General features: G+C 37.6%; 22 protein-coding genes. 21 read left to right on the top strand and 1 reads right to left on the bottom strand.

Features of this window, described 5'->3' with window-relative positions; genetic code table 11:
• Window positions 1-3 precede the first annotated feature (3 nt).
• The 3 genes from MKZ14_RS18405 (at window position 4) to MKZ14_RS18395 (ending at window position 3,545) form a co-directional block, all read left to right on the top strand.
• A complete protein-coding gene (locus tag MKZ14_RS18405; RefSeq protein WP_004230451.1) occupies window positions 4-528 on the top strand; it encodes a FixH family protein in 525 nt (174 codons plus the stop codon).
• A gap of 121 nt (window positions 529-649) precedes the next feature.
• Window positions 650-1,222, top strand: coding sequence for a TetR/AcrR family transcriptional regulator (locus MKZ14_RS18400; protein WP_009373269.1), 573 nt, complete (start codon window positions 650-652; stop codon window positions 1,220-1,222).
• 133 nt (window positions 1,223-1,355) lie between these two features.
• Entirely contained in the window at window positions 1,356-3,545 is a 2,190-nt protein-coding gene (locus MKZ14_RS18395) for a YhgE/Pip domain-containing protein (RefSeq protein ID WP_257962200.1), read from the top strand.
• A gap of 398 nt (window positions 3,546-3,943) precedes the next feature.
• On the opposite strand, the gene yhfH is transcribed toward MKZ14_RS18395, so the two are convergent.
• Window positions 3,944-4,069: a protein YhfH gene (yhfH, locus tag MKZ14_RS18390; RefSeq protein ID WP_004230455.1), complete on the bottom strand. Its 126-nt coding sequence runs from the start codon at window positions 4,067-4,069 to the stop codon at window positions 3,944-3,946.
• A gap of 144 nt (window positions 4,070-4,213) precedes the next feature.
• On the opposite strand from yhfH, the gene MKZ14_RS18385 reads away from it, so the two are divergent.
• From MKZ14_RS18385 to hisD, 18 genes are all read left to right on the top strand, one after another.
• On the top strand, window positions 4,214-5,206 hold the full coding sequence (locus MKZ14_RS18385) for a lipoate--protein ligase (protein ID WP_339280319.1): 993 nt from the start codon (window positions 4,214-4,216) through the stop codon (window positions 5,204-5,206).
• Window positions 5,207-5,306: 100 nt separating this feature from the next.
• Window positions 5,307-6,011, top strand: coding sequence for a response regulator transcription factor (locus tag MKZ14_RS18380; RefSeq protein ID WP_036078849.1), 705 nt, complete (start codon window positions 5,307-5,309; stop codon window positions 6,009-6,011).
• Window positions 6,011-6,994, top strand: coding sequence for a sensor histidine kinase (locus tag MKZ14_RS18375; protein ID WP_036078847.1), 984 nt, complete (start codon window positions 6,011-6,013; stop codon window positions 6,992-6,994). Before MKZ14_RS18380 ends, MKZ14_RS18375 begins: the two co-directional genes overlap by 1 nt.
• Before the next feature lie 11 nt (window positions 6,995-7,005).
• Window positions 7,006-7,431, top strand: a complete 426-nt coding sequence (locus MKZ14_RS18370) for a hypothetical protein (protein ID WP_258860813.1) — start codon at window positions 7,006-7,008, stop codon at window positions 7,429-7,431.
• Window positions 7,432-7,443: 12 nt separating this feature from the next.
• On the top strand, window positions 7,444-8,220 hold the full coding sequence (locus tag MKZ14_RS18365) for an ABC transporter ATP-binding protein (protein ID WP_004230460.1): 777 nt from the start codon (window positions 7,444-7,446) through the stop codon (window positions 8,218-8,220).
• Complete coding sequence (locus MKZ14_RS18360) at window positions 8,192-10,126, top strand: ABC transporter permease (protein ID WP_258860814.1); 1,935 nt, start codon at window positions 8,192-8,194, stop codon at window positions 10,124-10,126. The genes MKZ14_RS18365 and MKZ14_RS18360 overlap by 29 nt, the downstream gene beginning before the upstream one ends.
• Window positions 10,127-10,268: 142 nt before the next feature.
• The gene (locus tag MKZ14_RS18355) at window positions 10,269-11,816 is read left to right on the top strand and encodes a fatty acid--CoA ligase family protein (protein WP_016991713.1); all 1,548 of its coding nucleotides are present in this window, start codon (window positions 10,269-10,271) and stop codon (window positions 11,814-11,816) included.
• A 249-nt stretch (window positions 11,817-12,065) separates the two neighbouring features.
• A complete protein-coding gene (locus tag MKZ14_RS18350; RefSeq protein ID WP_016991712.1) occupies window positions 12,066-12,713 on the top strand; it encodes a VTT domain-containing protein in 648 nt (215 codons plus the stop codon).
• 166 nt (window positions 12,714-12,879) lie between these two features.
• Entirely contained in the window at window positions 12,880-14,109 is a 1,230-nt protein-coding gene (locus MKZ14_RS18345) for an HDOD domain-containing protein (RefSeq protein ID WP_258860815.1), read from the top strand.
• 163 nt (window positions 14,110-14,272) lie between these two features.
• Window positions 14,273-15,115, top strand: a complete 843-nt coding sequence (locus MKZ14_RS18340) for a YitT family protein (RefSeq protein WP_016991710.1) — start codon at window positions 14,273-14,275, stop codon at window positions 15,113-15,115.
• 48 nt (window positions 15,116-15,163) lie between these two features.
• The gene (gene cccB, locus MKZ14_RS18335) at window positions 15,164-15,487 is read left to right on the top strand and encodes a cytochrome c551 (RefSeq protein WP_016991709.1); all 324 of its coding nucleotides are present in this window, start codon (window positions 15,164-15,166) and stop codon (window positions 15,485-15,487) included.
• Window positions 15,488-15,629: 142 nt separating this feature from the next.
• On the top strand, window positions 15,630-16,565 hold the full coding sequence (gene hprK / locus MKZ14_RS18330; RefSeq protein ID WP_004227974.1) for an HPr(Ser) kinase/phosphatase: 936 nt from the start codon (window positions 15,630-15,632) through the stop codon (window positions 16,563-16,565).
• Between the two features lie 46 nt (window positions 16,566-16,611).
• Window positions 16,612-17,433, top strand: a complete 822-nt coding sequence (gene lgt / locus MKZ14_RS18325; RefSeq protein WP_016991708.1) for a prolipoprotein diacylglyceryl transferase — start codon at window positions 16,612-16,614, stop codon at window positions 17,431-17,433.
• A 13-nt stretch (window positions 17,434-17,446) separates the two neighbouring features.
• Entirely contained in the window at window positions 17,447-18,088 is a 642-nt protein-coding gene (ppaX, locus tag MKZ14_RS18320) for a pyrophosphatase PpaX (RefSeq protein ID WP_016991707.1), read from the top strand.
• Between the two features lie 5 nt (window positions 18,089-18,093).
• Window positions 18,094-18,636 carry an acyltransferase gene (locus MKZ14_RS18315; RefSeq protein ID WP_339280318.1) on the top strand — a complete coding sequence of 181 codons (543 nt, stop codon included), beginning with the start codon at window positions 18,094-18,096 and terminating at the stop codon, window positions 18,634-18,636.
• Between the two features lie 603 nt (window positions 18,637-19,239).
• Window positions 19,240-20,412, top strand: coding sequence for an ATP phosphoribosyltransferase regulatory subunit (locus MKZ14_RS18310; protein WP_016993565.1), 1,173 nt, complete (start codon window positions 19,240-19,242; stop codon window positions 20,410-20,412).
• Window positions 20,405-21,040: an ATP phosphoribosyltransferase gene (gene hisG / locus MKZ14_RS18305; protein WP_016993564.1), complete on the top strand. Its 636-nt coding sequence runs from the start codon at window positions 20,405-20,407 to the stop codon at window positions 21,038-21,040. Before MKZ14_RS18310 ends, hisG begins: the two co-directional genes overlap by 8 nt.
• Window positions 21,041-21,082: 42 nt before the next feature.
• Window positions 21,083-22,357, top strand: coding sequence for a histidinol dehydrogenase (gene hisD, locus MKZ14_RS18300; RefSeq protein WP_339280317.1), 1,275 nt, complete (start codon window positions 21,083-21,085; stop codon window positions 22,355-22,357).
• Window positions 22,358-22,359: the final 2 nt, after the last annotated feature.

Below are 22,359 nucleotides of genomic sequence, written 5' to 3'. Positions count from 1 at the left end.
AAGATGAAAAAGTGGTTATTTGCGCTAATTGCAGTCCCTACATTATTAGTAGGATGTGGAGAAAAAAAAGAGGCATTGCCAGAACCAGAAGTACCACAGATCCCAGAAGTTGAAATTTTAACACCAAAAGAAGTAGCACTCAATGAAACGATTGAGCTGGCAGCACATGTTGAACAAGGTGGAAAAAATGTCGATGATGCTGTAGTAGAATTTGAAGTTTGGGAATCAGGAAAACGCGATGAAGGACAAATGATTGATGGGAAATTAGAGCAAGACGGTGTATATAAAGCAACGACTACTTTTGATCATGATGGTGTGTATTATATGTATGCACATACAACAGCTAACGGTGTTCATAATATGCCAAAGCAACAAATTATTGCTGGAAGCCCTGATATGACAAAGGTTGTCCCAGAGGATGAAAAAGCCAATAACAGCATGGATAATAACATGATGGATCATAATAATGACACTTCAGATGATATGGATCATGAGGAAGAGAAAAAAGATGAAAAAAATCATCATTAAAGGCTTGCAATTTTTTTGAAATAGGAATATGATAATGACCAGATGACCGAAATGGTTTTCTGGTCATTTTTATTGAAGTGTACGAGAGATGTACATAACCTAACTAGAAAGGATGTTACTAATGGATCGTAGGCAGGAAATTCTTGAAGCAGCTGCAAAATCCTTTACATTGTTTGGCTACAAGGCAACAACAATGGAGCAAGTGGCTAAAATCGCCAATGTCGGTAAAGGTACGATTTATACATTCTTTGCAAATAAAGAAATTTTATTTCAAGAGATCGCAATGTCACTTGTACGAGAGATGAAAGCGGAAGCAGATGCAGTGTTGGATGCATCAGCAAGCTTTATGGATAATGCGCATAATGCTTTAATGAAAATGCTACAGTTCCGAGAAAAACATCTTTTATTTGCAAAGCTAATCGAGGAAGAAAAAGAATTACGAACACCAGCAGTTAAACAGGTGCTACTACGTATCGAGACTGAAATCTTATCGTATGTCGCAGAGTTAATACAACGACGTATTAATAAAGGTGAAATTAGAGAGTGTGATGCGGAGCTAGTTAGTTACTTATTGCTGAAGGCATATCTTGCTTTTGTTGTCGATTGGCATGAGTTACATGGTGATGTAATCCCTGAAGAAAAGATTCTTAATCTTTTTAAGGAAACTATCTTTCGAGGTTTGATTTTAACTTGATTCGATAAAATACAGCTGTATAAGTATTGAATCAAGTGCTCTTTTTGCAATATTGTCGAGGTTGATTATTTTTTTTGAATGAAAATGACCAAATGACGTTTTCGGTCAAATAGTTTAGGAGTGAGGATATTATATGATTAAAGCTGAGTGGCTGAAGATCTTTAAAACAAGAAAAATGCTTGTGTCAATCATTGCTGTATTATTTATTCCAGTAATGTATGCGGGTATGTTTTTATGGGCGTTTTGGGATCCTTATGCGGGGCTTCCTAATCTTCCAGTAGCTGTTGTTAATGAGGATACTGGTGCTGAGATGGATGGCGTTAAATTAGACTTAGGGGATACCTTGGTCGATAAATTGATAGATAGCGAGCAATTTAACTTTATAGAAGTTTCAAAAGAGGAAGCTGAAAAAGGCTTAAATAGTCGTGACTATTATATGATTTTAGAAATTCCAACAAATTTCTCCGAACATGCAACAACACTATTAGATGACAAACCATCAAAATTAGTAATGAACTACATTCCAAACGAGGGATTGAACTTCCTTGGTGCTCAAATTGGTGAGACTGCAATGGATCGTGTACGCGCTGAAGTAAATTCTCAAGTATCAGCGACTTATGCTGAAAAATTATTTGATTCCATTGCAACACTTGGAGATGGCTTTACAGAAGCTGCAGATGGCTCAAATAAGCTAGATGAGGGTGCACAAAAAGTAGCGAATGGTGCAAAAGATTTAAAAGGATATCTGGAGCAACTAGCATCGAGCACAGTTGAACTATCAAATGGTACTGATAAATTAACAAAAGGTGCGGGAGATGCCGCAAAAGGCGCGAATGACTTATCTAGTGGTTTAGTCAAACTACAAGATGGTACTGTTCAATTACAACAGGGTGCACAGCAAGCTGCAAATGGAGCAACGAGCCTTGAACAGGGGTTATCACAATATACACAAGGTGTTGCAAAAGTTGGTGCTGGTTTAAACACTTTAAACGACAAACAACAGCAAATTAGTGCAGGTGCAGCATCTATTGCTGAGAATGCCGGTGCATTGAATGGTGCAGCAACTCAATTAACAGCGGGATCTGCAAAAGTAGAGGCAGGCATTACAGCTCTATCAAATCAATTACAAACGATGATGGCTTCAATGCCTGAAGAGCAAGCAGCAGCGTTGAAACAAACATTAGCGGAACTACAGGCAGGTAGTGCTAGTGTGCATAACGGTTTAACATCCTTATCAGCTGGTACAGAAAAATTACAAGCTGGTGCCAATCAAGTAAGCTCTGGGGCAACTCAAATTGCAGCAGGTCAAGCAGAAGTGCTAGCTGGTGCGAATGCATTAACAGCTAAAAGTAATGCTTTATTGGAAGGTGCAAAAGGTCTACAAGCAGGTAATGCTACATTAGCTGCAAAATTAGGTGAACTACATGCAGGTGTGAATACAGCTGTAACAGGTTCAAAAACATTAGCATCTGGTTTAAATGAATTAGCGAATGGTACAACAACATTAAATAAAGGTACTTCAACACTTGCTTCAAAATCTGGTGAGCTAGCACAAGGATCTGCAACACTAGCAGATGGTTCTACGGAGCTTGCAGATGGTACAGCTACTTTATCTGGTAAATTAGGTGAGGCTAGTGAAAAAGCAAATGAAGTTAAAGCAAATCAAGACACGTATGATATGGTAGGTAGTCCAGTTGAAGTTGAAAAAGAGTCTGTAAACCATGTTCCTAACTATGGTACAGGTTTTGCACCGTACTTTATTTCTCTAGGTTTATTCGTAGGTGCATTATTAATTTCAATTGTGTTCCCACTTGTTGAACCTGCTATTCGTCCTAAAAACGGGGCATCTTGGTTTACAAGTAAAGTGACTGTACTAGCAGTCGTAGGTTTAGTGCAAACATTACTAACAGTAGTTATTGTCAAATGGGGTCTAGGCCTCGAAGTGAATAACATGGGCTACTTTATTTTAACAGCCTTATTAACAAGCTATGTATTTTTAGCCTTAATCCAAATGCTTGTTTCGATCTTTGGTGACCCTGGTCGTTTCATGGCAATTGTTGTACTAATTTTACAATTAACAACAAGTGCAGGTACATTCCCATTAGAATTAATACCTTCACCATTACAAGTATTTAACAAGCTATTACCGATGACATATACAGTTCAAGCATTTAAATCAAGTATTTCTACTGGTGATACGTCATTCTTAATGCAAAACTATGGAGTTCTAGCTGGCTTCTTAGTAGCATTCTTAGCGATCACATTTGGTTACTTTATGCTACTGCACAATAAACGTTACTCTAAAGTAGCTGAAGAAAACTAATCATGAAGCACTCACCTAATGTACGGTGAGTGCTTTGTTGTTCATAGGGGTTATGTAATAATTCTTCAGCCTCAAATGACATAAATAAAAACGAAGCTATCTATAGAAATTTTATGAAAAAAAGTATGGATTTCCATTGCGGCCATTTGTTTTTAAGTAGGTGAGCTGCTCCCTCGGGACGCTGGCAGAACGGAAATCCCCTTCCCTTGCCAAAATGTCTTTCACTGCTAGTGATTGTCTTTTTCAACAACATAAAAACAACAGCTGATATGAGCGTATCAGCTGTTGTTTTTTGTAAGTGTAAGAGATTTAATTAAGGGTTCATCAAAATATGATGAAGGGTGTCATGATTGCTACGTGTGGGGCACGTATATGACTATATCAGAATAGGCAAATGCTTATAGGTGGTTACATTTTTCACAAGTGTTGCTGTAGCATTCGCTTTGTTCTTCCATTTTTTCACCGCACTCAGTACATTGCTTAGCAGGTAAATTCTTGAAAAATTCAACTACGTTTTCTAACATTGTGGACTCCTCCTTTAAGTTCATCTGTACTATTACTGTTTTGATATTTTCTAGTGTATTATAACAGATGCTTTTCGTCAACACAAAATGCCTAATTTACGGTAAAATAAATATGGATATTTTGTGAAGGAGGAAACGTGAACTATGATTTTCGTTGATAATAAAGGGATCCATGATCCACGCATTAATCTTGCTATTGAGGAGTATTTGTTAAAAACAATGGACGTTGAGAGAGAGCCAGTGCTCCTTTTCTACATTAATCAACCGTCTATCATCATCGGTAAAAACCAAAATACGATTGAAGAAATCAATACAGACTATGTAGAGGACAATGGCATTATTGTTGTGCGCCGTCTTTCAGGTGGTGGTGCTGTTTATCATGATTTAGGCAATCTTAACTTCAGCTTTATTACAAATGATGATGGCGATAGCTTTATGAACTATAAAAAATTCACGCAACCAGTCGTTGACGCTCTAGCAAAAATGGGTGTGAATGCAGAGCTCTCAGGACGTAATGATATACTAGCAGAGGGACGTAAAGTTTCAGGAAATGCTCAGTTCTCTACAAAAGGACGTATGTTCAGCCATGGTACATTGATGTTTGATACAGAAATCGATGCGGTTGTCTCAGCCTTAAAGGTCAAAAAGGATAAAATCGAATCAAAAGGTATTAAATCGATTCGCTCTCGAGTAGCAAACATTTCAGAGTTTTTAAAAGAGCAAATGACAGTTGAGGAATTCCGTCTTGAAATTTTAAAATCCATTTTTGGCGGGGAAGAAAATATTCGTTATTATGAGCTAACCGAAGATGATTGGGCAAATATCCACAAGCTATCAGAGGAACGCTATCAAACATGGGAGTGGAATTTTGGGAAATCACCACGCTTTAATATTCAAAAAACACACCGATTCCCAACAGGAGGCATTGATATTCGCCTAGAAGTAAATCATGGTGTGATGGAAGAAGTGCATATTTTTGGAGATTTCTTTGGTGTCGGTGATATGGCTGATATAGAACAGCGCTTAGTTGGGACAAACTATGACAGAGCGGCAATTGCTAAGGCATTAGCAGACATTGATATCCCTACATATTTTGGTGGAATTTCAACTGAGGACTTTTTACAATTAATTTATTAAGGAAAATACGGTTTCATGTAATGTTTTAGTCTAAAGGTTCGCTGACAATTATGTCGTCGAACCTTTTTTTGATACAATATAGAAAGAAAGGAGTGTTGATATGGAAAAGCATCGAATATTCATAGTTGAAGATGATGTCAAGATTGCATCATTACTAGCGGAAACGCTTAGAAAATATCAATACGAAGTTGCAACAATTCAAGAATTTGATCATCTCATAGAAGAATTTACAGCATTTAATCCACATATGGTGCTGCTTGATATAAATTTACCTGCTTACGATGGCTATTATTGGTGTCGCCAGCTACGTCAGCATACAACATGCCCGATTATTTTCATTTCTGCTCGCTCAGGAGAAATGGACCAAATCTTTGCACTTGAAAATGGTGGCGACGATTTCATTACAAAGCCTTTTAATTACGAAATTGTGTTGGCTAAAATCCGTAGTCATCTACGCCGTACATATGGTGAATATGCAGTAAGGCAAGAAGAACGGACGATCAAGCAAGGTCAGCTTGTACTTCATTTAGAAAGAATGGAGCTACATAAAAATGATTTAGAAATACCACTTCAGAAAAAAGAATGTATCATTTTAGAGCTATTGATGGGCAACGCACCGAAAGTAGTGTCACGTGAGCAATTGTTAGAGGAGCTTTGGGACGATCAAGCATTTGTCGATGAAAACACATTGAATGTGAATATGACCAGAGTTCGGAAAAAGTTAGCGGATTATCATATATCGTCAACAATTGAAACGGTCCGTGGTGCAGGTTATCGATTCATATTAAGTGCAGGTGAGCTGTAGTGGGCTGGAAGCTTTTTTTACGTGATTATGCCTCATTTATTGTGTTCCAGCTCTTATTGGTTGGCTTCATCATGGTTATCTATGCACTAGACGGTTTTCGAAATATAGATACGGCAATTTATTCCTTTTGTATTAGTCTTGTACTATTAGCATCCTTTTTACTAGTTCGTTATCTAATGCGACAACGCTACTTATTGAAGATAACTCAGCTGCCAACAGCAATGGAAGATGTGCTACAAAAAAACGCAAAAACGCCAGAAGCTATGCAAACCGAGAAGTATATGCATGAGTTGTATCGACTTTATCAACATGAGCTGCATGCTTTATATGCAAGTCAAAAAAGACATGATCAGTTTATGAACCAATGGGTCCATCAAATGAAAACTCCTATTTCAGTGATTGAATTATTATTACAGGATGACCGTCCTCTTGATAAAAAGAATGTTCAGGAGGAAATTGATCGTTTGCGTAGAGGTTTGGATATGGTACTTGTTAATGCACGCCTAGAAAATTTTGAGGATGACATGCAAGTAGAGCGAGTTGCGCTAAAAGCCATTGTAACTGCAACTGTTAATGAAAATAAACGTTTATTTATTACGAAAAGAGTTTTTCCGGAAATTCATATTGAGGACGATCTAATTGTTGCCAGTGATTCGAAATGGCTTCGTTTCATTCTTGGACAATTTATCACCAATGCAGTGAAATACACGTTTGAGGCCAATAAAAAAATTGTTATTTCTGCCATTGAAAAGGATGACTATGTACAGCTTGCGATTTGCGATGAGGGTATTGGGATTCCCGCTTCCGATCTTTCACGTGTTACGAAAGCCTTTTTTACTGGCGAAAATGGGCGGAAAACAGGGGAATCAACTGGGATGGGCCTTTATTTAGCCAAAGAAATCTGTGAAAAGCTAGGGCATGAGCTGGCTATTACATCAGAAGTAGGAAAAGGGACTATTGTAACAGTAACATTTACAAATTAGGGGGCACTAGGATGGTAGAGGTACGTATTGAAGATTGGAAACTAACGATTGATAAGGAGAAAACAAATGCGCTTTATATGACACATCTGCAAGCGGGGGATCCATTAGCCTATCAAAATTTTCTTCTGGCAAATGAAAAGTTAGATGAAGAACTTCTGCATTTTTCAAATAGCCTTGGGTTAAACTTACAACAACCAACATTATTGAATGCTTTTCCTGTCGACGGTCAGCAGATTATGTATAGTGGGTATTATACTGTATGTGGGGCAATCGTAGAGGGCGAAATGGATGCTTGGGATGTAATTGTTGGGGAGCATTGCTTTAGTTTAGTAGAGGAAGAGCCAATACTGGCTTTAACTGAGCCTCATTTTCATATTGGTTTTGAGGTCGTATTACAGTGGCTTTTACCTCAATCTTTAGAATTAACGAAGAAATAAGGTGAATGAAGTATGCCTATTTTGCAAATTAAAGATGTGACAAAAGTGTACGAAGGTAAAGTAACACATCGTGCATTAAATCAATTGAGCTTTGACGTCGAAGAAGGCGAGTTTTTAGCTGTTATGGGCCCCTCAGGGAGCGGTAAAACGACATTACTGAACATTATTTCGACCATCGATGAACCAACTAGTGGAGAAATCATACTAGATGGAATGAATCCACATAAATTGAATGCAACAGAGCTTGCGTACTTTAGAAGAAGACAGCTCGGTTTTGTGTTTCAGGATTTCAATCTTTTGCATATGCTGACGGTCGAGGAAAATATCGTGTTGCCCTTAACGTTAGATCAGCAGCCGCTAGAGGTAATGGAGGAGCGTCTGGCAAGTATTGTAGAAAAGCTAGACTTAACTTCCTTCCTTCATAAACGTCCAAATGAAATATCTGGGGGACAGGCACAAAGAACGGCAATCGGTCGTGCACTTATTCATAATCCTAGTCTCATTTTAGCGGACGAGCCGACAGGTAATTTAGATTCAAATTCTTCACGTGATGTGCTTGAACTATTAACAAAGGTGAATCAGGATAAACAAACGACAATAGTGATGGTCACGCACGATCCGATTGCAGCAAGTTATTGTGATCGAGTGTTATTCATTAAAGATGGTGAATTTTTTAATGAAATTTATCGAGATGACCGTCGTCAGATGTTTTTCCAACGGATATTAAATGTTTTAAGCTTACTAGGAGGAGGGCAAGTAGGTGACCTTTCGACAATTCGCTTACCGTAATGTCGTGCGGAACAGCCGGATATATGGTGCCTTTTTCATGGCAAGCTTTTTTTCTGTGGCTGTATTTTTTATCTATTCTATGCTGATGTTTCACCCTGATATTGAACGTGGGATATTAGGGGAGATGTCTCTCATTGGTATGGTGGGGGCTGAAATTGTTCTCGTCCTGTTTACATTATTCTTTTTATATTATTCCATGAGTGCTTTTTTAGAGGCCAGATCACATGAGTTTGCCATTTTATTGCATTTGGGAATGGAAAAACGTCAGATGAATAGACTTGTCTTTTTAGAGACAATGATTATTGGAACAGGCTCCATTATTGTAGGGATTGTCTTTGGTTTCTCATTTTCAAAATTCTTTTTTATGATTGTTCGGGAAATTTTACATTTAGATGATTTACCACTGTACGTTTCATGGGAGCCATTTTTACTGACGATTGGTGTTTTCACAAGTGCATTTTTCGTTATTTCTTTTATTAGTGTGTATTTTACACGAGAGAGAAAATTACGAGATCTTATTAAAGGCAGTGATTATTTAAATAGCTTAACAACGTATTCCAAAATACGAGCTTTCTATGGTATTGCTTTAATTGTAACAACGTATGTCCTCGCGTTTGTTGTGGGCCATACATCACTAATCGGGCTAACGCTATTAATACCATTTTCTGCAACATTTGGCACCTATTATTTTTTCAGTGATTCCGTGCCTTGTTTTTTAGATTTAGCACGTGGGAAACGCAAATATCATTGGCAACGCTATCGTCTCCTGTCACTAGCAGAACAAACGCATATAATGATGGATAACGTGAAAATGTTTTTCGTTGTGACAATGGTATCGACACTTGCATTTTTATCTGTTGGTGTATTAGCGACGATGTCCTCTTATACAACTCAATATGATCGATTAAATCCACTCGGACTGGTATATAAGGGGGATGTCGATAACCCATATGAACGGGAGCATATCAATTCTTTAAGGCTACAATTAGAGGAGAAAGGTTTATCTTATCAGCTATCCCGATTTATTGTTGTAAAGCAAACCTCTTCCTTCACGCGAAATGAAGTGGAGGTTTTTCGCGAGTCCGATATGAATGTCTTGCTTTCTTCCTATAGTTATCCATTATTAAATCTGGGAGCAGGTGAGGCAGTATTCATTCCTTATTCGGAGGATTCCCTAAAAAAATTAAAAGATCGAGTCGTGCAGACGGTCTTAGAAGAAAACAATATACCGCTCACTATCGATAGTGTCTATCCAAAAATTGTGTTTCCAGGCTCGATTGTAAGTGTTAATTCGATTGTCATTAGTGATGAAGACTTCGCTAAGCTTATTCATCCGATTTCCGATCAAGATATTATTCAACCAAGCTATCATCTATTTACATTTGTTATTCCTCAATGGATGGAAACAAAGGATATCGGTAAGGATATAGAACATCTAGAATCCAATCTGTATTTTATTAAAAAGAATAGATTTAGCCCTTTTTACTTTGAAAATGCAGGATTAAATTATTCTTATATATTAGCTACCTACTCATTATTTACATTAGTGGGTGTCTTAGTAGCTACTGTATTTTTACTTGCGGCTGGTAGCTTTATCTATTTTAAATTGCATACATCCCTCGAACGTGAAAAGCGTAAATTTGATGTGTTAAAGCGTATGGGTTTAACAGATACGGAGCTAAAAAAGCTAGTTAATCGCCATTTGTTTCCCCAATTTTTCTTACCTTGGGGTGTTGCGATGATGCATAGTGCCTTTGCTTTTCTAATGGTTCAAGGTATTTTAAGAGACTTTGCAAATATATCGATTGTAAAAGAAGTATTCTTTGCTTTTGGCTTTTTTGTCTTAATACAAGTTGTTTATTTTTATTTAATTCGATGGCGCTATATCTCCCATATTCGCTCATGAGGTAATGGTTTAAAAGAGAAAAAAATGAATTATTTAACGTAATTTATGACATGAGATAAAAAGACTCATTGTTTTTTAGATATATTTCTTATATAATATTACTGAATAGCGATTCATTTTATACGATAAGGGGATGGTGTAATTGAATTTAGTTTCACGTGTTCGTCAACAGGCAACAGAACAACCTGAAAAAGTGGCGTATCATTTTATGGGGAAAGATACGACTTATGGGGAATTTGAGCAAACTGTTGGCCGCTTTGCAAAAGGATTACAAGATTTAGGCGTTGAAAAAGGGGATCATGTGGCGTTTTTACTCGGCAACACGCCACACTACTTAATTGCTCTCTATGCAACAATGCGCTTAGGGGCAACGGCAATACCTGTTAATCCAATCTATACACCTGATGAAATTTCTTATATTTTGCATAATGGAGATGTAAAAGCAGTCATTGCTCTGGATATGTTGCTACCATTGGTTGAAAAAGGTGTACAAGCATTTCCACAAGTAAAAACATTTATAGTTTGTGAAACAACACCAGATATAGCGGAAAAAGTGGCAGCTTTATCACCACAGGCACAAGAAAAAACACATTTATTTACACATGTCATCGCCAAAACAACTCAATCTTTACAACCTATTGAAGTTGCAGATGATGACAATGCCATTATTTTATATACTTCAGGAACTACAGGTAGTCCAAAGGGGGCCATGCTGACACATGGTAATGTGTACTCAAATGCACGAGATGTTGCTCATTATTTAGGCATTAATGCAGAGGACCGTGTTATTGCGACACTTCCTGTCTTCCATGTATTTGCCTTAACGGTTGTAGTTAATGCACCTTTATTAAGTGGAGCAACAGTTTTACTTGCACCACGCTTTAGCCCTAGCGAAATTTTCGCTTTAGCAAGAGAGCAAAAAGCAACGGTATTTGCTGGTGTTCCTACTATGTATAATTTCTTATACCAATTACCGGAAGGCAATCCTGAAGATTTCTCGACTATTCGTTTAGCTATTTCAGGTGGCGCCTCCTTGCCTGTTGCGCTATTACATAATTTCGAGCAGAAATTTAATGTGCGTGTGTCAGAGGGATATGGCTTATCCGAAGCTTCACCTGTTACATGTTTTAACCCACTAGATCGTGATCGTAAAGCTGGCTCTATTGGAACATCTATCAGCAATGTTGAGAACAAAGTTGTCGATGTCAATGGTCAGGAAGTACCTGTGGGCGAAGTTGGAGAGCTAATTGTACGGGGTCCCAATGTGATGAAGGGGTACTATAAAATGCCTGAAGAAACAGCAATGGCGATTCGTGACGGCTGGCTCTATACAGGAGATTTAGCAAAGGTAGATGAAGAAGGATATTTCTACATTGTCGACCGCAAAAAGGATATGATTATAGTGGGGGGCTTTAATGTTTATCCACGTGAAGTGGAGGAAGTGTTGTTTGCCCATAATAATATTGTGGAGGCAGCAGTAGTAGGCTTCCCAGACCCTAACTTAGGGGAAGCGGTACATGCCTATGTTGTGTTAAAAGAAGTAGCGGCTACTACAACAGACGATCTTCTATCCTATTGTGCTAAACATATGGTGAAGTACAAGGTTCCGAAGGTAATTGAGATACTGGATGAACTACCAAAAAACACTACAGGAAAAATATTAAGACGCTCATTAAAAGAAAAAGTTTAAGCGAGAAAAGCTACTATTGAAAAATGGTAGCTCTTTTTTTGTACATTATTCGTATAATAGTAAAATCAGTTGAGAGTAGATATCTGTAAGTGATAAAATCAAACTTGTGAAATCTTCTACATACTTTTCGAGGGCTTGTCATATAGTGAGGAAGTAATGTAAAAAGACGTACAAAACTGGAACCCTTTGAGGTGAAGCCACGTCAAAGCTTTTAGGTAAAAATACTATTGAAAGAGAGCATACAAAAACATGTTAGAACTCATTAAGGAGTTAATAAGTTTTATTGTGCATATTGATGTGCATTTAGAAGAAATTATTCGTGATTTTGGCAATTGGAGTTATCTTATTTTATTTGCGATTGTTTTTGTAGAAACAGGCGTTGTTATTTTCCCATTCTTACCTGGCGATTCCTTGTTATTTGCAAGTGGAACATTAGCAGCAGCAATGGGCGCGTTTGATATGTGGATTTTAATCCCTGTATTTTTAGCAGCAGCTATTTTGGGAGATACGGTGAATTATCATATTGGACATAAGGTAGGGACATCTATTCCGCCAAAGAGCCTCCTCGGTAGAGTTGTTAAAAAGGAACGTATGGAAGCAGCTGAAAAATTCTTTAATACACATGGTGGGAAAACGATCGTGATCGCTCGTTTCATGCCATTTATTCGTACATTTATCCCGTTTGTGGCGGGTGCAAGTAAAATGAAATATAGTTATTTCTTATTTTATAATATTTTTGGTGCCATTTTATGGGTATTCAGTTGCACATTATTAGGTTACTTCTTTGGGAATATTCCAATTATTAAAGATAACTTCTCAGTTGTATTGATTTTGATTATCTTTATATCGGTTGTGCCTGCAGTGATCGGAGCAATAAAATCCAAAGTCGGTAAATAATATGGATAGTCCTCAAGTGAGCAATACCACGGGGGACTGTCCTTTCTTTTTAATTGTCTAAAAAAGCCAATTTGGCATGTTAAGTTAGCTTGAAGTATAAGCATCAGGTCGTAAAAAATGTTATACTATAAATTACTAGAAAATGGAGAAATGGGGGGGCAACGGAATGGAAGTATTCATTGGCAGACAGCCTATATTTAATCTTCATGAGCAAGTTGTTGCATATGAATTGTTATATCGTAGCAAAAACGTAAATGCCTTTCCAATGGTCGATTCAGATGCAGCAACGATTGATGTACTTGTGAACTCATTTCTTTCAATTGGTTTTGAAGAGGTAACGAAAGGTAAACCTGGTTTTGTAAATTTTACTGAAAACTTATTGATGAGCTCTATATATGAATTTTTAAATCCCTCACAGGTAGTGATTGAGATATTAGAGGATGTTCCACTTACCAATCAATTAGTGGAACGTGTAATTGAGCTAAAAAAACAGGGGTTCCAAATTGCTTTGGATGATTTTATGATGGATGATCAAGTGGAAGTTTATGATGAATTATTCGAACAAATTGATTATATTAAGGTGGATTTTTTAGCTTCTTCCATTGTAAAAAGAATGGAAATCGAAAATAAGGTTAAGGAGAAGTTTCCACATATTCAATTGCTTGCTGAAAAAGTAGAGACGCGTCATCAATTTGAAGTCGCTAAATCCTCTGGCTATGTGTTATTTCAAGGTTATTTTTTTGAACAACCGCAAATAATACGAGCAACAGACATTCCAGCAAATGCGATTCAATACATTCACACTATCTCCTTACTAAAAGAGGAAGAACCGAATATTCAATTGTTAGCAGAAAATATTGAACGTGATATTTCATTAACATACAAATTATTGCAAATGATTAATAACTCATCTAAACGTTCTAAATCGAAAGTGCGCTCCATCAAACAAGCGATTGTGTTATTGGGTGTATCAAATCTACGTAAATGGATTTATTTATTGGCCATGCGTGAAATTGATATTGATGCCGATTCTGATCTTTTTAAAGAAGTGATGTGTACGTCTTTATTCCGAGCTAAGGTTTGTGAAAAACTAGCTAAGCTAGCTTATAAAAAGAATTTCTCAGAGTATTTTTTAGTCGGCATGTTTTCTCTAATTGATACATTACTTCAAAGACCGATGAATGTTATTTTACAGCAGTTACCATTCTCAGAGGATATTACGAATACCATTCTGGGCTTTGAAACGGAAATGACTCCTTATTTGGAGTTTAGTGTTGCGTTAAGTAAACTAGATTGGCCGCGCTTAGAAGAGCTAGCTGTACAGTTGAATATTCAGTTAGTTGACATTGATCTTTTATATTATGAAGCCATTGAATGGGCAGAAAAATCATTTTAAATTAATTCAGCAAAAGCTATCTTATTGATGACAGTAAGATAGCTTATTTTACAGCTCCTCAATATAGTATCCCTTCATCAAGATGAAGTTCTCAATGCTAAAAGTATTTGCTATAATCATCTCGTCTTTAAAAAATTCTGATAGTTGAAGTGGGCGTGGGGAAATGAAACATGATGTGAGAGATAGCATTGTGGAGTATGTGTATGTCATTGTAGGAGCGGCAGTAATTGCTATTGGTTTTAATGTCTTTTTATTACCAAATCAAGTCGCTTCAGGTGGGGTAAGTGGAATTAGTACGATTTTGCATGGTTTATTTGGCTGGAATCCGGGAATCGTTCAGTATGCGTTTAACGTTCCGCTTTTTATTGCTGGTGTTTTATTACTGGGCAAAAAATTTGGGATAAAATCCTTTATTGGGACAATTACATTACCGTTTATTGTTTTATTAACAAATAGCTGGGAACCTTGGACTGATAATCCTTTATTGGGTGCTCTTTTTGGTGGAATTGTTGTTGGGCTAGGAATAGGAATGGTCTTTAAGGGGAATGCTTCAACTGGTGGCACTGATTTACTAGCGCAAATCATTACGAAGTTTACAGGATTGTCGCTTGGAACAAGTGTGCTGTTAATAGATGGCGTAATCGCAATTAGTGCAGCAATTGTTTTTGACTTAGAAAAAGGTTTGTATGCTCTCATTGGACTTTATGTTACCACAAAAACGATTGATATTATTCAGCTAGGTTTTAGTCAATCTAAAATGGTCTATATCATTACATTGAAACAAGATGAGGTTAGAGAAGCCATTTATGCTGAAATTAATCGTGGAGTAACGAAGTTACCAGCGATTGGTGGGTATACAGGAGAGGCACGACCAGTTCTGATGGTTGTTGTTTATCAAACAGAATTCACAAAGCTGAAACAACTCATTAAAAGCGTTGACCCATCAGCGTTTGTTATCGTTTCTGATGCATACGAGGTATTAGGAGAAGGTTTCAAACGTGCATAATTTTGGTATAATGGCGGCGTAAGGTATTTATTATGAGGAGGGGTACTAATGAAAAAAGCAATGTTAACATTAGTGTTCGGATCAGCAATCTTCTTAGCTGCATGTGGTGGCGGAGATAAAACTGCATCTAATAAGGGTAATGAAAGTGCTGCAGAGCCAAATGGCGAAGCAATTGCGATGAAATCTTGTGTTACTTGTCATGGTGGCGAGCTACAAGGTGCAAATGGTCCAGCATTAAATAATGTAGGTTCACGTTTGTCTGAATCAGAAATTTTAGATATTATAAATAATGGTAAAAACGGCATGCCTGCAGGATTAGTAAAAGGTGCAGATGCTGAGGCAGTTGCTAAGTGGTTAGCAACTCAAAAATAATTGCTTTTTAAAAACTAGCGGGCTGGAGAGCCGCTAGTTTTTTTAGTGCAAGCAAACGCTGTATTGAGAGTAAATACATTTCTTTTACACATAGACATGCTAAAATAAGGTGAACCTTATCCATTGATTGGAGGCTTTTTCATTGGTCGTAGTATTAACAAGAGATGTTATGGAGAAATTTAAGTTAGAGTTATTAGCTGGTGAAGAAGGAATAGGCAGGACAATTGTGACAAGCGATATCTCAAGACCAGGGCTTGAAATGGCAGGATACTTTACTCATTATCCAGCGAATCGTGTACAATTACTCGGCAAGACTGAACTTTCCTTTTTTGAAATGCTCCCAGCAGATGTTAAGCTTGAGCGTATGCGTTTACTTTGTTCACAGGACACGCCTGCTATCATTATTTCTAGAGATTTAGAAGTACCAGAGGAGCTTATTCAAGCATCAAACGAAAAGCATGTACCTGTGTTTAAAACACATATGACCACAACCAAATTTTCGAGTAGATTGACGAACTACTTAGAGGGACGCTTAGCTCCGATGACAGCAGCGCACGGGGTACTTGTCGATGTGTATGGCATCGGTGTGCTTATAATTGGTAAAAGCGGTGTGGGTAAAAGTGAAACAGCTCTTGAGCTTGTAAAAAAAGGTCATCGTTTAGTAGCGGATGATTGTGTTGAAATTCGTCAAGAATCAGAGAACCTATTAATTGGAAGCCCTCCACCTTTATTAGAGCACTTATTGGAAATACGAGGCATCGGCATTATTGACATTATGACACTATTTGGTGCAAGTGCAGTACGCCCCTATAAACGTATTACCCTCATCATTGAACTCGAAATATGGGATCCACAAAAAGTTTATGATCGATTAGGCTTAGAAGAAGAAAAAATGAAAATAATCGATACGGAACTAACAAAATTAACAATTCCAGTAAGACCAGGACGCAATGTCTCCGTTATTATTGAAGTAGCAGCGATGAACTATCGTTTAAAGAAAATGGGCGTCAATGCGGCAGAGGAATTTTCAAGACGTTTAGATGAAGTGATTTCATCAAATGATGTGTTAGACGATTAAAAATTTTCGAATAATATTGTTAATGGCATATTGAGAGGAGTAGAAAATGGATTTATTACTATTGCAAATTGACCCGATTGCCTTTCATTTAGGACCAATTCCAGTTCGTTGGTATGGATTACTGATTGTATCGGGAATCATTTTAGCCTATGTTGTTGGGCAGAGAGAGGCCGTTAAGCGAGGTTTGCCTGAAGACTTTCTTGCAGATTTATTATTATGGGCAGTGCCTATATCCATTGTCTGTGCACGTATTTACTATGTGTCAATGCGATGGGATTACTATAGCGAAAATCCAGGCAAAATTATTGAGATATGGAATGGTGGTATTGCCATCCACGGTGCACTCATCGGGGCATTTGTGACAGCTTACATATTTACTCGTATAAAAAATGTAAGCTTTTTACGAGTAGCAGATATTGCAGCACCTAGTATTTTAATCGGGCAGATTATTGGTCGATGGGGCAACTTTATGAACCAAGAGGCTTATGGTGGTGAGGTATCGAAAGCATTTTTAGAAAACCTAATGCTCCCAGATTGGATTATTAATCAAATGTATATCGAAGAATTAGGTTCTTATGTACACCCCACTTTTTTATATGAATCGGTTTGGAACCTGATTGGGCTTATCATTTTATTAGTTTTGCGCAAAGTGAACTTAAATCGTGGTGAAATTTTCTTTAGCTATTTAATTTGGTATTCTATCGGTCGCTTCTTTATCGAAGGAATGCGTACAGATAGCCTCTACTTAGTTGGAGATTTACGTTCAGCACAGGTTGTATCCATTATTGGTATTGTAGTGGGTCTAGGTGCCATTATTTATCGTAGAATAAAGGTGAAACCAGCCGTAAAATACTTGGATAATAAATAAGGGGTTGTAAAAAATGGCTGTAAAGGCACTACTATTTGATTTTGATGGAACTTTACTGAATACAAATGATTTAATCATTCAAACATTTATGCATGTATTAAATGAGCGATTTCCCGGGCAATATTCGCCAAAAGACTGCCTGAAATTCATCGGTCCATCATTGAAACAGACATTTAATGACATTGCACCAGGTGAAGAAGATACTTTGATAGAAATGTATCGAGCTTGGAATATTGCACACCATGATGAACTAGTTAGCCAATACCCTGATGTTGTGTCAACTCTAGAGCAATTAAAAGCGCAAGGTATACGATTGGCTATTGTTTCGACGAAACGTAATGAGACCATCGATCGTGGACTTGCTATTCTTGGTGCAACACATCTATTTGATGTACGTATTGGTACAGATGATGTGAAGAATGTGAAGCCTGATCCAGAGCCAGTATTACTTGCGTTGGAAAGATTAGGAATAGAAAAAGACTATGCGATTATGATTGGCGATAATTCGCACGATATTGAAGCTGGACATCGTGCTGGTGTAAGAGCAGCGGGTGTCGCTTGGGCAATTAAGGGAGAGGCTTACTTACAGCAGTATCAACCAGAATATATGTTGCAACATATGTCAGATTTATTTGATATTGTGAAAGAGGGGTAAGGTAGATGGCGCGTAAAACAGAACGTTACCGTGTCCAAGGAGCCAATTCACTTTGGAATATATATGACACGGTGTCCTTTTGGAAGGTGATGAAGTGTTTCATTGTCATTCAAATCGGACGCTTCACACCATTTTTACGTGTGAAAAACTGGCTTTATCGTACATTTTTAAGCATGACTATTGGTAAGCAAACGTCATTAGCCTTAATGGTCATGCCAGATACCATGTTTCCTGAACGAATTTTCATTGGAGACAACACTGTGATTGGATTTAACACAACCATTTTAGCACATGAATATTTAATAGAGGAATATCGCTTAGGTGATGTTCATATTGGAAATGAAGTAATGATTGGGGCAAATTCAACCATTTTACCAGGGGTAACAATTGGTGATGGCGCCATTGTTTCAGCTGCCACACTTGTACATAAGGATGTGCCAGCAGGCTGTTTAGCAGGGGGGAATCCGATGCAAATTATTTATACAGCTGAACAAATGGCAGAGCGCAAACGTAATGAGGTTGTAAAGTGGTGTACACCAAAGAAATAATAAAAACTCACGTAGTATGGTTCTATACTTCGTGAGTTTTTTAGCATAAAAAAGCTACTCCAAAACACACTAGTTTTTGGAGTAGCTTTTACTGTTTATATAAGAGCTATGTCTTAGTCTGATTTGAATTTACAAGTGTCATGATCGCCTAAGCAAGTTGTTTCAACAAAAGTTAATTTAATTGCAGTTCCATCAATGTTTTCAGTTGAGTGAAGTGACACTTTGTCACCAGTATAAAATCACCTTTTCCATAATAAATCGCACCAATGTGTAGTGTAAATGGTTCTTTTTGTTATTAATGCTATTCTAAATTAAGTTTTTTGAAAGGTATTAATATAAAAGTTTGATGATTGTTTTGTCACATTTTAGACCTATTCTTGTTCTCGCTAAAGCATTTTGTCAAATTATAAGAAAAATGAGTCATGCTTTTTTTGCAAGTCTTTTCAATTCAATGTGTATAATTAACAGAATAATAAGTATTTAAAGATTTCGATAATTAATGAGGATAACGTTGACTGTTTTATTGAAATAAGTTAAAATTCTTTCATAATCTAATTCTCTAACACTCTAGTGAATTAAAGTGAAATGTGAGGAAGTGTCCATATGTCGTCGATAAAAATGTTTGAAAAACCACTTGGAATGCGCGATACATTTCCGCAAATCTATGAGAAAGTTGAAGCAGTTAGACATGCTGGTAGAGACTTTTTATATAAAAGGGGTTATGAGTTTATAAAAACGCCTGCGGTGGAGTATTTCGATACAGTGGGGAAGGCTTCAGCGATTGCTGATGCTCATTTATTTAAGTTAGTGGATAGCCAAGGGAATACGTTAGTGCTGCGACCTGACATGACTACACCGATTGCCCGAGTAGCTACATCGAAACTATTAAAGGAAATGATTCCATTACGCCTTGCCTATTTTGCCAGCGTTTTTCGAGCTCAGGAAGCAGAAGGTGGCAGGCCAGCTGAGTTTGATCAAATGGGAATTGAGTTAATAGGTGATCAATCAGTTTTTGCCGATGCAGAAGTTATTGTAACGGCAATGGAGCTATTAAAGCATTTTAAATTGGAAGAGTTTAAAATCACAATTGGACATGCTGGTATATTAAATTGCATTTTACAAGATTACACAGAGAGTATTGAACAGCAAACAACGCTTAGAACATTGCTTGTCCAACGAAATTATGTAGGGTTTGAAGAAGCAGTAGAATCATTTGATCTGCCAAAAGCTAAATCCGATGCCCTCTTACAATTTATTGAAGAAGCCATGAATGTCAAGGATATACGAGATATTGAAAAATATGTACGTAAAAATGACGCATTAGAATACATGCAACAACTTGCTCAACTACTTGAAATGGCTGACTTAGCTGATTATGTAGCTTTTGATTTCACACTTTCGAGTCATATGAGTTATTACACGGGTATGCTATTTGAAGTATTTGCTGTAGGAAGTGGCTTCCTATTAGGAAATGGAGGCCGTTATGATGGCTTGTTAGAGGTATTTGGTTCAAAGGTTGGTGCTACAGGATTTAGTATTCGTGTGGATCGTTTATTAGAAACACTTAATGGGCAGTCCGAGAAACGACAGGAAGCAACAGTTGTACTTTTTGAAGAAGAACAATTTGAGGCAGCTTTACTAAAGGTTAAAACTTTACGAGCAGCAGGAAAATTAGCTACTTTGCAGTTACGTAGTAGTCTAGTCGATGAAGCGGCCTTTTTAGCATATTTTACAGAAGTGGTGGTAGTTGGACAGGAGGAAGTTGGCGGTGAATGAATTAACGATTGCAATGCCCAAAGGACGAATCTTTGAAGAGGCATATCAAATGCTGTTAGAGGCAGGCTTTAATTTACCAGAAGAAGTAGAAATGTCACGTAAATTAATGATTGAAATACCAGAGGAAAAAATTCGCTTTATTTTATCAAAGCCAATGGATGTTCCTGTCTATGTTGAACATGGTGTTGCGGATATAGGTATTGCTGGTAAGGATGTCTTGTTAGAGCAACAGCGAGAGGTGCATGAATTACTTGATTTGAAAATTAGTAATTGCTATATCGCTTCTGCAGGCTTACCAAACACCTCCATGAATGAGATTGCGCCAAGAATTGCTACGAAATATCCGAATATTGCAATGAAGTACTACAAAGGCATTGGTGAGCAAGTGGAAATAATCGAGCTCAATGGTTCTATTGAATTAGCACCAATGATTGGCTTAGCTGATCGAATTGTCGATATTGTTTCTACAGGTCGTACATTAAAAGAAAACGGCTTAGTAGAATATGAATTTATTACTGCTGTCTCTTCTCGATTAATTGCAAACCCAGTAAGTTATCGTATGAAAGGTGAGCGTATTATTGATCTTGTGAAGCGATTAAAGAAATGTGTGAATGAGCAGAAAGAGTAATCATTTTTAGCTACATATGAAGGACTAAAGGGGATTAATCCGATGAAAATAACAAAGCTTGAAAAAGGCATTTCCTTAAAAAGACCACTTGAAGGAGGAAATGAGGAACAAATAAAAGTTGTGCGACAAGTCCTTTCAGATGTTAAGGTACAGGGAGATGCGGCGTTACGTACCTATACTGAGAGGTGGGATGGCTATGTCCCTAAAAGTTTGCGCGTCTCTGAAGAAGAAATACAAGAAGCAGTAAGTGAACTTGATCCTCAACTTTATAAGGACTTAGCGGAAGCAGCAGAAAATATTCGCTTTTATCATGAACAACAGATACGTTCAGGGTATCGCCTAGAACTGGGAGAGGGTTCTTGGTTAGGTCAACGGGTAACGGCCTTAGATGCAGTAGGACTATATGTTCCGGGTGGTACAGCAGCCTATCCTTCATCTGTATTGATGAATGTTATACCAGCGCAGGTTGCAGGGGTGAAACGTATTGTTATTACTTCACCTGCAGGGCAGAAAGGGAAACTACCAGCAGGTGTACTTGTGGCGGCTCACCTTTTAGGGATTGATGAGATTTATAAAGTTGGTGGGGCACAGGCCATAGCTGCACTTGCCTATGGTACGGAAACAATTTCCCCAGTCGATAAAATAACAGGTCCAGGAAATATTTATGTGGCACTTGCCAAACGTGAGGTATTTGGAGAAGTGGCCATTGATATGATCGCAGGACCGAGTGAAATTGCTGTGCTGGCTGATGACACAGCCTATCCTGATGAAATTGCTGCAGACCTTTTATCACAAGCAGAGCATGATCCGCTAGCTTGCGCAATTCTTGTCACAACCTCAGAGCAATTAGCCAAAAAAGTAGCTGAGGAAGTAGAGAAGCAATTGCTGAACTTACCACGTCAACAAGTAGCTCGTGCTTCTATAGAGAAATTTGGAGTAATTTATGTAGCAGAAACATTGGTGGATGCAGTGGAAGCTATTAATTCATTAGCACCAGAGCATTTAGAAATTGTGACAGAAAATGCGGAGGCACTAGCTGAGCAAATAAGACATGCAGGCGGTATTTTTATAGGTCGATATAGTTCTGAGCCAGTTGGTGATTATTTTGCAGGGACCAACCATGTACTACCAACCAATAGTACTGCTCGTTTTGCAAGTGGCTTAAATGTCGATGATTTTGTGAAAAAATCAAGTATTGTTTACTATAGTAAAAAAACCTGGAGTGACAATGCACCAAAAATTGCACGTCTAGCGCGTATGGAAGGCTTAGAGGGTCATGCTCGTGCAGTGGAATCACGTGGATGGGAGAAGGAATAGGA

It is taken from the genome of Lysinibacillus sp. FSL P2-0066, assembly GCF_037969495.1.
Taxonomy (GTDB): Bacteria; Bacillota; Bacilli; order Bacillales_A; family Planococcaceae; genus Lysinibacillus; species Lysinibacillus boronitolerans.
This window is presented reverse-complemented; position numbering and strand designations above follow the sequence as displayed.

What these genes read in the sequence shown, in the direction of transcription:
- MKZ14_RS18405 (WP_004230451.1), top strand. Translation starts at nt 4, where the DNA reads ATGAAAAAGTGGTTATTTGCGCTAATTGCAGTCCCTACATTATTAGTA.
- MKZ14_RS18400 (WP_009373269.1), top strand. Translation starts at nt 650, where the DNA reads ATGGATCGTAGGCAGGAAATTCTTGAAGCAGCTGCAAAATCCTTTACA.
- MKZ14_RS18395 (WP_257962200.1), top strand. Translation starts at nt 1,356, where the DNA reads ATGATTAAAGCTGAGTGGCTGAAGATCTTTAAAACAAGAAAAATGCTT.
- yhfH (WP_004230455.1), bottom strand. Translation starts at nt 4,069, where the DNA reads ATGTTAGAAAACGTAGTTGAATTTTTCAAGAATTTACCTGCTAAGCAA.
- MKZ14_RS18385 (WP_339280319.1), top strand. Translation starts at nt 4,214, where the DNA reads ATGATTTTCGTTGATAATAAAGGGATCCATGATCCACGCATTAATCTT.
- MKZ14_RS18380 (WP_036078849.1), top strand. Translation starts at nt 5,307, where the DNA reads ATGGAAAAGCATCGAATATTCATAGTTGAAGATGATGTCAAGATTGCA.
- MKZ14_RS18370 (WP_258860813.1), top strand. Translation starts at nt 7,006, where the DNA reads ATGGTAGAGGTACGTATTGAAGATTGGAAACTAACGATTGATAAGGAG.
- MKZ14_RS18365 (WP_004230460.1), top strand. Translation starts at nt 7,444, where the DNA reads ATGCCTATTTTGCAAATTAAAGATGTGACAAAAGTGTACGAAGGTAAA.
- MKZ14_RS18350 (WP_016991712.1), top strand. Translation starts at nt 12,066, where the DNA reads ATGTTAGAACTCATTAAGGAGTTAATAAGTTTTATTGTGCATATTGAT.
- MKZ14_RS18345 (WP_258860815.1), top strand. Translation starts at nt 12,880, where the DNA reads ATGGAAGTATTCATTGGCAGACAGCCTATATTTAATCTTCATGAGCAA.
- MKZ14_RS18340 (WP_016991710.1), top strand. Translation starts at nt 14,273, where the DNA reads ATGAAACATGATGTGAGAGATAGCATTGTGGAGTATGTGTATGTCATT.
- cccB (WP_016991709.1), top strand. Translation starts at nt 15,164, where the DNA reads ATGAAAAAAGCAATGTTAACATTAGTGTTCGGATCAGCAATCTTCTTA.
- lgt (WP_016991708.1), top strand. Translation starts at nt 16,612, where the DNA reads ATGGATTTATTACTATTGCAAATTGACCCGATTGCCTTTCATTTAGGA.
- ppaX (WP_016991707.1), top strand. Translation starts at nt 17,447, where the DNA reads ATGGCTGTAAAGGCACTACTATTTGATTTTGATGGAACTTTACTGAAT.
- MKZ14_RS18315 (WP_339280318.1), top strand. Translation starts at nt 18,094, where the DNA reads ATGGCGCGTAAAACAGAACGTTACCGTGTCCAAGGAGCCAATTCACTT.
- MKZ14_RS18310 (WP_016993565.1), top strand. Translation starts at nt 19,240, where the DNA reads ATGTCGTCGATAAAAATGTTTGAAAAACCACTTGGAATGCGCGATACA.
- hisD (WP_339280317.1), top strand. Translation starts at nt 21,083, where the DNA reads ATGAAAATAACAAAGCTTGAAAAAGGCATTTCCTTAAAAAGACCACTT.